At 66.5% G+C, this 13447-nt stretch carries 11 protein-coding genes and 1 pseudogene; 11 read left to right on the top strand and 1 reads right to left on the bottom strand.

Translation table 11 applies throughout. From position 1 onward, the window contains the following. The first annotated feature begins 24 nt into the window (after positions 1-24). From AC07R7_RS15510 to AC07R7_RS15500, 3 genes and pseudogenes are all read left to right on the top strand, one after another. The gene (locus AC07R7_RS15510; protein WP_492885514.1) at positions 25-318 is read left to right on the top strand and encodes an FAD assembly factor SdhE; all 294 of its coding nucleotides are present in this window, start codon (positions 25-27) and stop codon (positions 316-318) included. A gap of 4 nt (positions 319-322) precedes the next feature. Next, complete coding sequence (gene mfd / locus AC07R7_RS15505) at positions 323-3790, top strand: transcription-repair coupling factor (protein WP_494635791.1); 3468 nt, start codon at positions 323-325, stop codon at positions 3788-3790. Between the two features lie 286 nt (positions 3791-4076). Beyond that, positions 4077-4199, top strand: a pseudogene (locus tag AC07R7_RS15500) (hypothetical protein); the annotation flags it as partial. 234 nt (positions 4200-4433) lie between these two features. Here the strand turns inward: AC07R7_RS15500 and AC07R7_RS15495 are convergent. Then, complete coding sequence (locus AC07R7_RS15495; protein ID WP_494635790.1) at positions 4434-4949, bottom strand: GNAT family N-acetyltransferase; 516 nt, start codon at positions 4947-4949, stop codon at positions 4434-4436. Positions 4950-5090: 141 nt separating this feature from the next. Here AC07R7_RS15495 and secG point away from each other — a divergent pair, with 141 nt between their 5' ends. The 8 genes from secG to AC07R7_RS15455 all read left to right on the top strand — a co-directional run bounded on the left by secG (position 5091) and on the right by AC07R7_RS15455 (position 13437). Then, positions 5091-5630, top strand: coding sequence for a preprotein translocase subunit SecG (gene secG / locus AC07R7_RS15490; protein WP_494635789.1), 540 nt, complete (start codon positions 5091-5093; stop codon positions 5628-5630). Between the two features lie 113 nt (positions 5631-5743). Continuing rightward, on the top strand, positions 5744-7396 hold the full coding sequence (gene pyrG, locus AC07R7_RS15485) for a CTP synthase (RefSeq protein ID WP_492838472.1): 1653 nt from the start codon (positions 5744-5746) through the stop codon (positions 7394-7396). A 115-nt stretch (positions 7397-7511) separates the two neighbouring features. Then, positions 7512-7694, top strand: coding sequence for a 50S ribosomal protein L32 (rpmF, locus tag AC07R7_RS15480; RefSeq protein WP_010919589.1), 183 nt, complete (start codon positions 7512-7514; stop codon positions 7692-7694). Between the two features lie 196 nt (positions 7695-7890). After that, positions 7891-8823 carry an aspartyl protease family protein gene (locus AC07R7_RS15475; protein ID WP_494635788.1) on the top strand — a complete coding sequence of 311 codons (933 nt, stop codon included), beginning with the start codon at positions 7891-7893 and terminating at the stop codon, positions 8821-8823. 115 nt (positions 8824-8938) lie between these two features. Beyond that, a complete protein-coding gene (eno, locus tag AC07R7_RS15470; protein ID WP_492885166.1) occupies positions 8939-10219 on the top strand; it encodes a phosphopyruvate hydratase in 1281 nt (426 codons plus the stop codon). Positions 10220-10578: 359 nt separating this feature from the next. After that, a complete protein-coding gene (locus tag AC07R7_RS15465; RefSeq protein WP_047405705.1) occupies positions 10579-10881 on the top strand; it encodes an FtsB family cell division protein in 303 nt (100 codons plus the stop codon). A gap of 166 nt (positions 10882-11047) precedes the next feature. Beyond that, a complete protein-coding gene (gene pdhA, locus AC07R7_RS15460; protein ID WP_492885168.1) occupies positions 11048-12079 on the top strand; it encodes a pyruvate dehydrogenase (acetyl-transferring) E1 component subunit alpha in 1032 nt (343 codons plus the stop codon). Then, positions 12076-13437 carry a pyruvate dehydrogenase complex E1 component subunit beta gene (locus AC07R7_RS15455; protein ID WP_494635787.1) on the top strand — a complete coding sequence of 454 codons (1362 nt, stop codon included), beginning with the start codon at positions 12076-12078 and terminating at the stop codon, positions 13435-13437. The genes pdhA and AC07R7_RS15455 overlap by 4 nt, the downstream gene beginning before the upstream one ends. The last annotated feature ends 10 nt before the right edge of the window (positions 13438-13447 follow it).

Genomic DNA, 13447 nt, shown 5'->3' with positions numbered 1-13447 from the left:
ACGCCGCTCTATATCGGCCGACACATGACCATCGACCACGACTCCCGCCTAAGGCGCCTTCGTTTCCGCGCCTGGCATCGCGGCTTCCGGGAAGCGGACCTCATTCTGGGCCCGTTCGCGGACGTCCATGGCCCGAACCTGACCCCGGCGCAGATCGACACGCTCGAGACGCTGCTCGAGGAGTCGGATCGCGAGATCTACGCCTGGATCGTCGGCCAGGAGCCGACCCCGGAAAAGTTCGAGACGGACGTCCTGGCGATGATCCGCGCGTTCAGGTTCCAGGCGCACGCCTCGCGCCCGGCCGGGGACGGCGCCTAGAAACATGAGTTACGACGCTAAACAGATCGCCAAGGCCGCCGGCGGCCTGACGCTCGCGGGCGCGCCGGAAGGCTTCGACGCGCTGGTGATGGCCGACATCGCCCGGGCGCGCGGCGGCCTGACCGCGTTCGTGGCCCGCGACACCGCTCGCGCCAACGCCTTCGTCGACGCCCTGAAGTTCTTCGCCCCCGAGATCGAGGCGGTGCTGCTGCCCTCGTGGGACTGCCTGCCTTACGACCGCATCGGCCCGTCCTCGGGTGTTTCGGCCACGCGGATGGCGACCCTGTCGCGTCTGGCCCGGGGGCTGGGCGAGACGAAGCCCGCCATTCTCGTCATGCCCGCGCCGGCCCTGCTGCAGCGCGTGCCGACCAAGGATGTGCTGCTGCGCGCCAGCTACAGCGCCAGGGTCGGCAATGTCGTCGATATCAAGGACCTGGAGCGCTATTTCGCGGTCAACGGCTACGCCCGCGCCTCCACCGTCTCCGAGCGCGGCGAGTTCGCGATCCGCGGGGGCGTCATCGACGTCTATCCGCCGGCCGCCGAGGAGCCGGTGCGCCTGGATCTGTTCGGCGACACGCTGGAGAGCATCCGCGCCTTCGACCCCGAGACCCAGCGCTCGACCAAGCAGCTGAAGGCGATCGACCTTCTGCCGGTCAGCGAGGCCCTGCTGGACGCCGACGGAATTTCGCGGTTCCGCAAGGGCTATGTCGCGGCGTTTGGCGCGCCTGGCGATGATCCGCTCTACGCCGCCGTCAGCGAGGGCGGCCGCCGCGCCGGGCTCGAGCACTGGCTGCCGCTGTTCTATGAGCGGATGTCCAGCCTGTTCGACTATCTGCCGGCCGGCGCGCTGATCGGCGTCGACCATCAGACGACCGAGGCTCGCGACGAGCGCCTGTCGATGATCCTGGACGCCTACGAGGCCCGCGCCAGCGCCGACCGCAAGTCGGCCTATCGCCCGCTGGCGCCGCAGGCGCTCTACCAGACCGCCGCCGAATGGGACCGCGAGCTCACCGACCGCACCCACCGCCTGTTCACGCCGTTCCAGCCCCAGGGCTTGGACGTCGTCGACATGGGCGCCAAGCTGGGCCGGGTCTTCGCCGCCGAGCGGGCCCAGGACAGCGTCAACCTGTTCGAGGCCACCGCCGACCACGCCAAGGCCCTGGCCGCCGCCGGCAAGCGGGTGCTGTTCGGCTCGTGGTCCGAGGGCTCGTCCGAGCGCCTGGGGACCATGCTGGCCGACCACGGCCTCAAGAAGATCCCCTATGCCGCCTACTGGCAGGCGGCCAAGGCCAACGATCCGAAGATCCCGCAGCGCGTCGTGCTGCCGCTGGACCACGGCTTCGAGACCGACAGCCTGGCCGTCATCTCCGAGACCGACATTCTCGGCGATCGCCTGGCCCGCCCGCGCAAGAAGCGCCGCGCCGCCAACTTCCTGGCCGAGGCCAGCGCCCTGACGCCGGGCGACCTGGTCGTCCACATCGATCACGGCATCGGCCGCTACGAGGGCCTCAAGACCCTCGACGTCCAGGGCGCGCCGCACGATTGCCTGGACCTGCTCTACGGCGGCGAGGCCAAGCTGTACCTGCCGGTCGAGAACATCGATCTGCTGACCCGCTACGGCGCCTCGGATCCCGAGACCGTGCAGCTGGACAAGCTGGGCGGCGCCGCCTGGCAGGGCCGCAAGGCCAAGGCCAAGGAGCGCCTGCGGGTCATGGCCGAGGGCCTGATCCAGATCGCGGCGGCCCGCCAGCTCAAGTCCGTCGAGTCGACCGACCCGCCACACGGCGTGTTCGACGAGTTCTGCGCCCGCTTCCCCTACGAGGAGACGGACGACCAGCTCAGCGCCATCCACGACGTGCTGGAGGACCTGTCGTCCGGCAAGCCGATGGACCGCCTGATCTGCGGCGACGTCGGCTTCGGCAAGACAGAAGTGGCCCTGCGCGCGGCCTTCGTGGTGGCGATGAGCGGCAAGCAGGTGGCGGTCGTCTGCCCGACGACCTTGCTGGCCCGGCAGCACTACAAGACCTTCAAGGACCGCTTCCAGGGCTGGCCGGTCAAGGTCACGCGCCTGTCGCGGCTGGTCACCGGCAAGGAAGCCGCCGAAACCCGCGAGGGCTTGGCCAATGGTCAGATGGAGATCGTGGTCGGCACCCACGCCATCCTGTCCAAGCAGGTGTCGTTCAAGGACCTGGGCCTGGTCATCGTCGACGAGGAGCAGCACTTCGGGGTCAAGCACAAGGAGAAGCTCAAGGAGCTTCGCGCCGACGTGCACATGCTGACCCTGACCGCCACGCCGATCCCGCGCACCCTGCAGATGGCGCTGTCGGGCATCCGCGAGATGTCGATCATCGCCACCCCGCCGGTCGATCGCCTGGCGGTGCGGACCTATATCAGCCCGTTCGATCCGGTGACCCTGCGCGAGGCGCTGCTGCGCGAGAAATATCGCGGCGGCCAGTCCTACTACGTGGTGCCGCGCATCAAGGACCTGGAGGACATCGAGAAGTTCCTCCGCACCCAGGTGCCCGAGGTGAAGTACGTCGTCGGCCACGGCCAGATGGCGGCCACCCAGCTGGAAGACGTGATGACGGCCTTCTACGAGGGCCAGTACGACGTTCTCCTTGCGACCACGATCGTGGAAAGTGGGCTCGATATCCCGTCGGCCAACACCTTGATCGTCCACCGCGCCGACATGTTCGGCCTTGCCCAGCTCTATCAGATCCGCGGACGCGTCGGCCGCTCCAAGGCCCGCGCCTACGCCTATCTGACCACGCCGGTCGAGAAGTCGCTGACCCTGTCGGCCGAGAAGCGCCTGCAGGTGCTGCAGTCGCTGGACAGCCTGGGGGCCGGCTTCCAGCTGGCCAGCCACGACCTGGACCAGCGCGGCGGCGGCAACCTGCTGGGCGACGAGCAGAGCGGCCACATCAAGGAGATCGGCGTCGAGCTCTATCAGCAGATGCTGGAGGACGCCGTCGCCGAGCTGCGCCAGCGGCAGGGCCAGGAGGCCTTGCTGGAAGACCGGGGCTGGTCGCCGCAGATCAACACCGGCGCGGCCGTGATGATCCCCGACGAGTATGTTCCCGACCTGAACGTGCGCCTGTCGCTCTATCGCCGCCTGTCCGACGCCGAGCAGGCCGCCGATCGTGAAGCCCTGGCCGCCGAGATGATCGACCGTTTCGGCCCGCTGCCGCCCGAGACCGACAGCTTGCTCAAGGTCGTCGCCATCAAGGGCCTGTGCCGCGAGGCCAATGTCGCCAAGATCGACGTCGGGCCCAAGGGCGCGGTCGCCAGCTTCCGCAACGACACCTACGCCAATCCGCTGGGGCTGATGCAGTACGTCGGCAAGAACAGCCTGATCTGGAAGGTGCGTCCGGACCAGAAGGTCGTAGTCAAGGGCGAGTGGGACACCCCGGCCCAACGCCTCGACGCGGCGGAGAAGATACTCACCGTGCTGGCCCGGCTGGCCAAGGAGTAGGGCGGGCCGCCAATCCCGTTTGCATGCGAGCGTTTTTCCTTCTCCCCTTGCGGGAGAAGGTGGCGCGCGGCGCCGGATGAGGGGGTGACAAGCCTGTCGGATTAGCTTTACGGCGCAAGCGGTTAGCCCCGTGTGACCCCTCATCCGACCGCCCTCGGCGGCCACCTTCTCCCTCAAGGGGAGAAGGGTGACTCACGAGCATTCGCCGCCCTCCATCCCCGGCCTTAAAACCTGTCGTATTCTCTCTCCACCTCGTCGCGAGGAAAGGGCGCATGGCCAGCGACCGATTGCGGCGGCGGGGGGTGATCGAGCGGGGTCAGGTTCGAGGGGGATACTCGGACGGTCCGGGGATGGGCTTGCTGGGCTCACCCGCCCGCCGTCGGCGTGGTTGGAGGCAAAAGGGCGTGTCAGGCTGTAAGCCCGTCCTCTTCGACCGCTGGGGTCTTCCGGAAACGGAAGAGTCCGGGTCCCGGTAAGGCCTGAACAGGGCCACCCGACGGGACGCTGGCGAATAACGATCGCGCGGAGCGTTGGGCTTCGTCGAAACGGTATTTCTATTTCCAAACTCCGGACGCTGTCCGGCGCTCCGCCTCCCTTTCCACACCTTCAGCGAGCGATCGCGTGAAGCGGCGAAGCCGTGCGTCTACAGCCGCAGCCCGTACAGCCGCCGATCCCGCCGCTCGCCGTCGCGGTGCACCGCGCCCTTCAGGTAGCCCTCGGCCTTGAAGCCCAGCTTGTCCAGAAGGCGCTCGGCGCGGTTGTCGCCGACATGGATGCTGGCCACCAGGCTCTTGAGGCCGCTGCCAGCGGCATGGGCGAGGAGGGCGCTGACCGCCTCGGCGCCGAAGCCCTGGCCCCAGCCCTTGCGGTCGATGACGAAGCGAATCTCGGCCCGATCGTGACGCCGGTCGATGTCGACGAATTCGCAATAGCCCAGGTAGTCGCCGCTCTGGGTGTGGCGGATGCTCCAGTAGGCGGCGTCGCCGGCGGCCATCTCCTCCACCTGGGCGGCGACGCGGCTGGCCACCTCGTCGGGATCCTCGATCGGCTCCTGGTCGAGGTTGGACATCACCTCGGCGTCGCTGAGGAACGGATAGATCAGGGGCGCGTCGTCGACCGTCAGCGGCGTGAGGGTCAGGCGTTCGGTCTCGATGATCATGCGATGGGGCGGTCTGGCTTTCGGGGTTGCGTTTGTCGGCGCGCTTCCCAGCTATGGCGCGGAGCGCTCGCTAGTGGTAGAGGGGCCGCTTCGTTTTTAACGCGGCATTTCGCCCGCGCCCGGATCGAGAATACATTCCACATGCTTATCGGCGTCCTGCTGGCCATCAATATCGTCGTCTGCCTTTGCCTGATCGGGGTAGTGCTCATGCAGCGCTCCGAAGGCGGCGCGCTGGGCATGGGTGGCGGCAACTCCGGCTTCATGACCGCCCGCGGCGCCGGTGACCTTCTGACCCGCATCACCTGGATCCTGTTCTCGGTCTTCCTGCTGATCAGCCTGACCCTGACCATTCTGACGGGGCGCGCCAATACCGGCGGATCGGTGGCCGACCAGGTCAAGGGCCTGGACGCCAAGACGCTGAACGCCGCGCCGACCCCGCCGCCCGGGTCGCTGAACTCGCTGCCGGCCTCGCCGGACAACCAGCCGGGCGCCATCCAGGCCCCGACCCCGCAGATCAACACGCCGGCCCCGGCCGCCGCGCAACCCGCGCTTCTGGCGCCGACCCCGTCGGTCCCCAAGGCCGAAGCCAAGAAGCCCGCCAAACCGGCTGAAAAGCCGGCCGCCGCCGCCCCGACCCCGACGGTCGCGGCCCCGCCAGCGGAACAGCCCAAACAACAATAACCGTCCCAAGACGGTCTTCCACTGACCCCCGAGGGCGACCTCGGGGGTTTAATCTTGTTGATGAACGCAGGTCTTTTTCCGGCGTCGTCGAATCACGGGTAAACTGATCGCCCATGACGCGGTACATTTTCATCACCGGCGGCGTGGTTTCCTCGCTTGGCAAGGGTTTGGCCTCGGCGGCGCTCGGCGCGCTGCTGCAAGCGCGTGGCTACACGGTTCGCCTTCGCAAGCTCGACCCCTATCTCAACGTCGATCCGGGCACGATGAGCCCGTATCAGCACGGCGAGGTCTTCGTGACCGATGACGGGGCCGAGACCGACCTCGACCTGGGCCACTACGAGCGCTTCACCGGCGTGTCGGCCAAGAAGGCCGACAACATCACGACGGGCCAGATCTACAAGACGATCATCGAGAAGGAGCGCCGCGGCGACTACCTCGGCGCGACCGTCCAGGTGATTCCGCACGTCACCAACGAGATCAAGGACTTCGTCCTGTCGCCGGCCATGGACGAGACGGGCAAGAAGCCCGTCGACTTCGTGCTGGTCGAGATCGGCGGCACGGTCGGCGACATCGAGGGGCTGCCGTTCTTCGAAGCCATCCGCCAACTGCGCCAGGACCTGCCGCGCGGCCAGAGCTGCTACCTGCACCTGACCCTGCTGCCGTTCATCAAGACGGCCGGCGAGATGAAGACCAAGCCGACCCAGCACTCGGTCAAGGAACTGCGCTCGATCGGCATCCAGCCGGACATCCTGCTCTGCCGTTGCGAGCAGGAGATCCCGGCCGAGGAAAAGCGCAAGATCGCCCAGTTCTGCAATGTCCGCCCCAGCGCGGTCATCCAGGCCATGGACTCCTCGTCCATCTACGCCGTGCCGATCGACTATCACGAGCAGGGCCTGGACGCCGAAGTCCTCGACGTCTTCGGCATGAGCGATGCGCCGGCCCCAGACCTGGCGCGCTGGAAGACCATCGACGACACCGTCCAGCACCCCGACGGCGAGGTCACCATCGCCGTCGTGGGCAAGTACACGGTGCTCAAGGACGCCTACAAGTCGCTGATCGAGGCCCTGCACCACGGCGGCCTGGCCAACAGGGTCAAGGTCAACCTGGACTGGGTCGAGAGCGAGACCTTCGAGGGCGACGAGGGCGCGGCCGCGGCCCGTCTCGAGAACGCCCACGCCATCATGGTGCCCGGCGGCTTCGGCGAGCGGGGCGCGGAAGGCAAGATCCGCGCGGCCCAGTTCGCCCGGGAGCGGAAGGTGCCTTACTTCGGCATCTGCTTCGGCATGCAGATGGCGGTTATCGAGACCCTGCGGAACGTCGCCGGCATCAAGGACGCCAGCTCGTCCGAGTTCGGCCCCACCGAGCGTCCCGTGGTCGGCATCATGACCGAGTGGATCAAGGGCAACGAGACGGTCCAGCGCCGCGCCAACGACGATCTGGGCGGCACCATGCGCCTGGGGGCCTATGACGCCGTCCTGACCTCGGGATCGAAGGTCGCCGAGATCTACGGCGCGACCGAGATCAGCGAGCGCCACAGACACCGCTACGAGGTCAATATCGGCTACGCCCACCTGATGGAGGACGCCGGCCTGAAACTGACCGGCCGCTCGCCCAATGGCGTGCTGCCCGAGATCGTCGAGCGGGACGACCATCCGTGGTTCATCGGGGTGCAGTATCACCCGGAACTGAAGAGCCGTCCGTTCGCTCCGCACCCGCTTTTCGCCAGCTTCATCGCCGCGGCCAAGGAGCACGGTCGACTGGTCTGAAGCACGCTGTTGCATCTCCGAAGAGATTCGGGCATAAGCGCGCCCTCACGCGGCGACCTGGGCACCCCCGAGTCGCCGCTCTCGATTTTCACGCTCAACGAGCAGAGTCACTTCGATGGCCGTTCCTAAAAGAAAAACTTCGCCTTCTCGCCGGAACATGCGCCGGTCGCACCACGCCCTGGGCGCCAACTCGTTCATCGAGGACAAGGACACCGGCGAACTGCGCCGTCCGCACCATGTCGATCTGAAGACCGGCATGTACAACGGCAAGCAGATCCTGACGCCGAAGGAAGACTAAGGTCTCCTTTCGTCAGTGACGATTTCGAAAACGCCGCCTGGTTCGCCCGGGCGGCGTTTTTCGTCGTATTTTCGTCGTACGCATAAAAAAGGTGTTAGCCTCCGAGCTGGGAGGTACGCCCATGCTCACACGCCGGAATATCACGGCGGGACTGGGAATTTCAGGACTAGGGCTTTCTGGGACCGCGTCGTCGGCCATGGCCGAGGTCATCACCCCCGTTTCCGTCAATCAGACTCTGCCGTCAGCGACCGCGCCGCCGCCGCCGGACGATCCGGTGCTGATCCTCGACGCCTCGCTGGACGCTGACGATCGCCTCACGGTCGAGGTCGAGATCAACGGGCAGGGCCCCTTCAACTTCGTGGTGGACACCGGAGCCGGGCGCAGTGTGCTGACGCCGGCGGTCGCCGAGAAGCTGAACCTGGCGGCGGGCCCGCAGATCCTCATCCACGGCATCTCCAGCGCCATAACCAGTCCGACGGCGCGGATCGACAGCATGCGGGCCGGCGAAGCTCGGATGGGCGCGGCGGTCCTGCCCGTGCTGCCCTACGAACGCGTCGGGGCCGACGGCCTGCTGGGCGTCGACATCCTCGACCGGCGCAACGTCGTCATGGACTTCCGCAACCGGCGACTCCTGATCCGCCGCAGCCAGTTCTTCTCGGAAATGACCCGCAAGGCCGATGAGATCTCATTGCCGGCCGACGCCCGCTTCGGGCGCCTGACCCTGACCGACGCCCGGGTCGCCGGCACGCGCTCGGTGGCCTTCATCGATTCTGGCGGCGGCGTATCGATTGGAAACATGGCCCTGCAGCGGGCGGTCGCCGCCAAGCGGCGGCGCGTGCCGGACTTCGTCAAGCCCGCACGCCTGCTGACGGCCGGCGGCGAGGTCTATCTGGGCGAGTTCCGCGTCGTGCCGTCGATCACCATGGGCAATCTGCAGCTGACCAACATCCCCATGGCCTTCGCCGACGTGCACATCTTCGACGTCTGGTCGCTGAATGACCGACCGGCGGTTCTGCTGGGCGTGGACGTGCTGAAGCTGTTCGCCAAGGTCGAGCTCGACTTCGGCTCGGACAGGGTCCTGTTCAAGCTGGGCCAGAGGAACGGCCTCACGCCGATCTACAACGTCTGAGGCATGTTTCCGCCGTTGTGACCGGTGATCGGCGCCTGTCCAGGGGAAGTCAAGTTGCGCCCGCGGCGCTTGGCGGCTAAAGGCGGGCGCGCCTTTTGGCCTCTAGGAGCAGCCCATGACCGAGATCGTCGACATCATCGCCCGCGAAATTCTCGACAGCCGGGGCAACCCGACCGTCGAAGTCGACGTGATCCTGGACGACGGCGCCTTCGGCCGCGCCGCGGTGCCATCGGGCGCCTCGACGGGCGCCCATGAAGCCAACGAGAAGCGTGATGGCGACAAGGCCCGCTACCTGGGCAAGGGCGTCCTGCAGGCCGTGGACGCGGTCAACGGCGAGATCTTCGACGCCCTTGCCGGCGTGGACGCCGAGGACCAGCGCCGCGTCGACAATCTACTGATCGAGCTGGACGGCACGCCGAACAAGGCCCGCCTGGGCGCCAACGCCATTCTCGGCGTCTCGCTGGCCACGGCCAAGGCCGCCGCCGAGTCGGCCGGCCAACCGCTCTACAAGTACGTCGGCGGCGTGAACGCCCGCGTGCTGCCGACCCCGATGATGAACATCATCAACGGCGGCGCCCACGCCGACAATCCGATCGACATCCAGGAATTCATGATCCTGCCGACCGGCGCCAAGGAATTCCGCGAAGCCCTGCGCATGGGCGCCGAGATCTTCCACAGCCTGAAGAAGGCTCTGAAGGACGCCGGCCACAACACCAACGTCGGCGACGAGGGCGGCTTCGCCCCGAACCTGGCCTCGGCCGAAGCCGCGCTCGACTTCATCGTCAAGGCTGGCGAGAAGGCCGGCTATAAGGCTGGCGAGGACTTCGTCCTGGGCCTGGACGTCGCCTCGACCGAGTTCTTCAAGAACGGCAAGTACGAGCTGGAAGGCGAGGGCAGGTCTCTCGACCCGGCCCAGATGGTCGACTACCTGGCCGGCCTGGCCTCGAAGTTCCCGATCCTGTCGATCGAGGACGGCATGGCCGAGGACGACTTCGACGGCTGGAAGCTGCTGACCGACACCCTGGGCAAGAAGGTGCAACTGGTCGGCGACGATCTGTTCGTGACCAACCCCAAGCGCCTGCAGATGGGCCTGGACAAGGGCCTGGCCAATTCGATCCTGGTGAAGGTCAACCAGATCGGCACGCTGTCGGAAACCATCGACGCCGTCGATCTGGCGCACCGCCACGGCTACACCAGCGTCATGAGCCACCGCTCGGGCGAAACCGAGGACAGCACGATCGCCGACTTGGCCGTCGCCCTGAACTGCGGTCAGATCAAGACGGGCTCGCTGGCCCGCTCGGACCGCACCGCCAAGTACAACCAGCTGCTGCGCATCGAAGAGATGCTGGACGATCAAGGCGTCTATGCCGGCCGCGCGGCGCTGAAGGGCCGCTAAGACCCTCCAGATCGCTAGATCTCGCGAAGGCGCGGCTTCCGAAAAGGGCCGCGCCTTTTGCATTTCTGGTGCGATTCTGGTCGCCAGGCCGAATGACGAAGACGTTCGTGCGGTCCCCGACACCGTTAACCCACAAATTTTCTAAAAGCTCGGCAGTGGTTTCAAGCGAGACCATTTCCGCGCCCTTCGCGGTCGCGAAATGGCTTCGGCGGCGCAGTATCTAGATGCGCGTGAAACGATCTCACGTGAAAGCATCGTTCGCCTGAGTGGCGAACTGTTAAAGACACCGCTCAACACCTGGATTTAGAAGGCGTTAAGCACGGTCGGCGATCCTACGAATCCCTCTCTGGGACCCTGAGATGTTCGCCCGACTGCAACCCTTCCTGCCGACCGCGGCGATCTTTTTCCTGATTTTCTACTTCGCCTTTCACGCTCTGACAGGTGATCGGGGTCTGCTGTCCATTTCGCAGCGCAATGCGGACCTCGCAGCAAAAACAAAGGAACTCAGGAAGATACGCGCGGAGAGGATGGACCTTGAGGCCCGTGCTCGTCTATTACGCAGCGGCAGTCTGTCGGCTGATCTCCTGGAGGAGCGCGCGCGCTCGCTTCTAGGATATGCCGACCCGAGGGACTATGTGATCCGGGTCAAGCGTCCGAGCTGACGGGTCGCCTATTCTTGGAATCGGCTGTCGGTCAGTACGTGGATCACCCGATCCCGGATTGATCTTGGCGAGACACCAGGGCGCCTCCCACGCGGAACCGACGTTTTTTCGGCGGGTGGCGCTCTCAGGACGAAGGCCGCGATGAAGATTGGCCAGGGAGATTTGAATGGCGCGCACGCGCAAGGCTGAGGCCTCGGCGGGGAAGGCGGTAGACACCGGTGTCAACGCTTTCGTCGGGAAAGACGAACTCCTGAAATTCTATCAGGACATGCTGCTGATCCGCCGCTTCGAGGAGCGCGCCGGCCAGCTGTACGGCATGGGCCTGATCGGCGGCTTCTGCCACCTCTACATCGGTCAGGAAGCCATCGCGGTCGGCATGCAGTCGATTTCGCAGGAGGGCGACCAGATCATCACGGGCTACCGTGATCACGGTCACATGCTGGCCGCGGGCATGGATCCCCGAGAAGTCATGGCCGAGCTGACCGGCCGCGCCGGCGGTTCGTCCAAGGGCAAGGGCGGGTCGATGCACATGTTCGACGTCGCCGCTGGCTTCTACGGCGGGCACGGCATCGTCGGCGCCCAGGTCGCGCTCGGCACCGGCCTTGCGCTGGCCAACCACTACAAGGGCAACGGCAAGGTCTCGTACGCCTATATGGGCGATGGCGCGGCCAACCAGGGCCAGGTCTACGAGAGCTTCAACATGGCCCAGCTGTGGAAGCTGCCGGTCGTGTACGTGATCGAGAACAACCAGTACGCCATGGGCACCAGCGTCGAGCGCGCCGCCTCGGAAACCGCGTTCCACAAGCGCGGCACGTCGTTCCGCATTCCGGGCGAGGAAGTCGACGGCATGGACGTCGTCGCCGTCCGTGAAGCCGGCGCCCGCGCCACGGAGCACGCCCGCAGCGGCCAGGGTCCGTACATCCTCGAGATGAAGACCTATCGCTATCGCGGCCACTCGATGTCGGACCCGGCCAAGTACCGCACCAAGGAAGAGGTTGACGAGGTCAAGACGACCCGCGACCCGATCGACCACATCAAGGAACGCCTGGCCGCGGCCGGCGTGACCGAGGACGACCTGAAGGGCGTCGACGCGGACGTGAAGCGCATTGTCGCCGAGGCCGCCGAGTTCGCTCGCACGAGCCCCGAGCCTGATCCCTCGGAACTGTATACTGACGTCTACCTGGAGGCCGCCGAGTGACGGACATCCTGATGCCCGCGCTTTCCCCCACGATGGAGGAAGGCACCCTGGCCAAGTGGCTCGTCAAGGAAGGCGACACCATCAAGGCTGGCGACGTGATCGCCGAGATCGAGACCGACAAGGCGACGATGGAAGTCGAAGCCGTCGATGAAGGCGTGGTGGAAGCCATCCTGGTTCCGGCCGGCAGCGAGAACGTCAAGGTCAACACCCTGATCGCGCGCCTGAAGGGCGAGGGCGAAGCCGCGGCTCCGGCCGCTCCGGCCGCCGCCCCCGCCGCTGAAGCCGCCCCGGCTCCGGTCGCCGCTGCTCCTGCCGCCGCCGGCCCGATCTCGGCCGCCTCGACCTTCGCCGACCCGGAAATCCCGGCGGGTACGCCGATGAAGAAGATCACGGTCCGCGACGCCCTGCGCGACGCCATGGCCGAGGAAATGCGCAAGGACGACCGCGTCTTCCTGATGGGCGAGGAAGTCGCCCAGTACCAGGGCGCCTACAAGGTCAGCCGTGAACTGCTGCAGGAGTTCGGCGACAAGCGCGTCATCGACACCCCGATTACTGAGCACGGCTTCGCCGGCATGGGCGTCGGCGCGGCGATGGCCGGGCTGAAGCCGATCGTCGAGTTCATGACCTGGAATTTCGCCATGCAGGCGATCGACCACATCATCAACTCGGCCGCCAAGACCCTCTACATGTCGGGCGGCCAGATCAAGTCGTCGATCGTGTTCCGCGGCCCCAACGGCGCGGCCTCGCGCGTCGGCGCCCAGCACAGCCAGGACTACGCCGCCTGGTACGGCAACGTCCCGGGTCTGAAGGTCATCGCGCCGTACGACGCGGCCGACGCCAAGGGCCTGCTGAAGGCCGCGATCCGCGATCCGAATCCGGTCGTCTTCCTCGAACACGAGATGATGTACGGCCACGAATTCGACATTCCGGACGTCGAGGACTGGGTCGTGCCGATCGGCAAGGCCAAGGTCCGTCGCGAAGGCTCGGACGTGACGCTGGTGGCCTACAGCCGCATGGTCGGCTTCGCGCTTAAGGCGGCCGAGGAGCTGGAGAAGGAAGGCATTTCGGCCGAGGTCGTCGACCTGCGCACGATCCGCCCGATGGACCACGCCACCGTCCTGGAAAGCGTCAAGAAGACCAATCGCCTGGTCACGGTCGAGGAAGGTTGGGGCCCGATGGGCGTCGGCGCCGAGATCGTCGCCCGGATCACGGAGTTCGGCTTCGACTACCTGGACGCCCCGCCGCTGCGGGTTCACCAGGAAGACGTACCGCTCCCGTACGCGGCCAACCTGGAAGCCCTGTCGCTGCCTTCGGTCGAGAAGATCGTCAAGGCGGCCAAGGCGGTCAGCTACCGCTAAGACCGGCGCG

The organism is Caulobacter sp. GW821-FHT05F04 (genome assembly GCF_059419665.1).
This window is presented reverse-complemented; position numbering and strand designations above follow the sequence as displayed.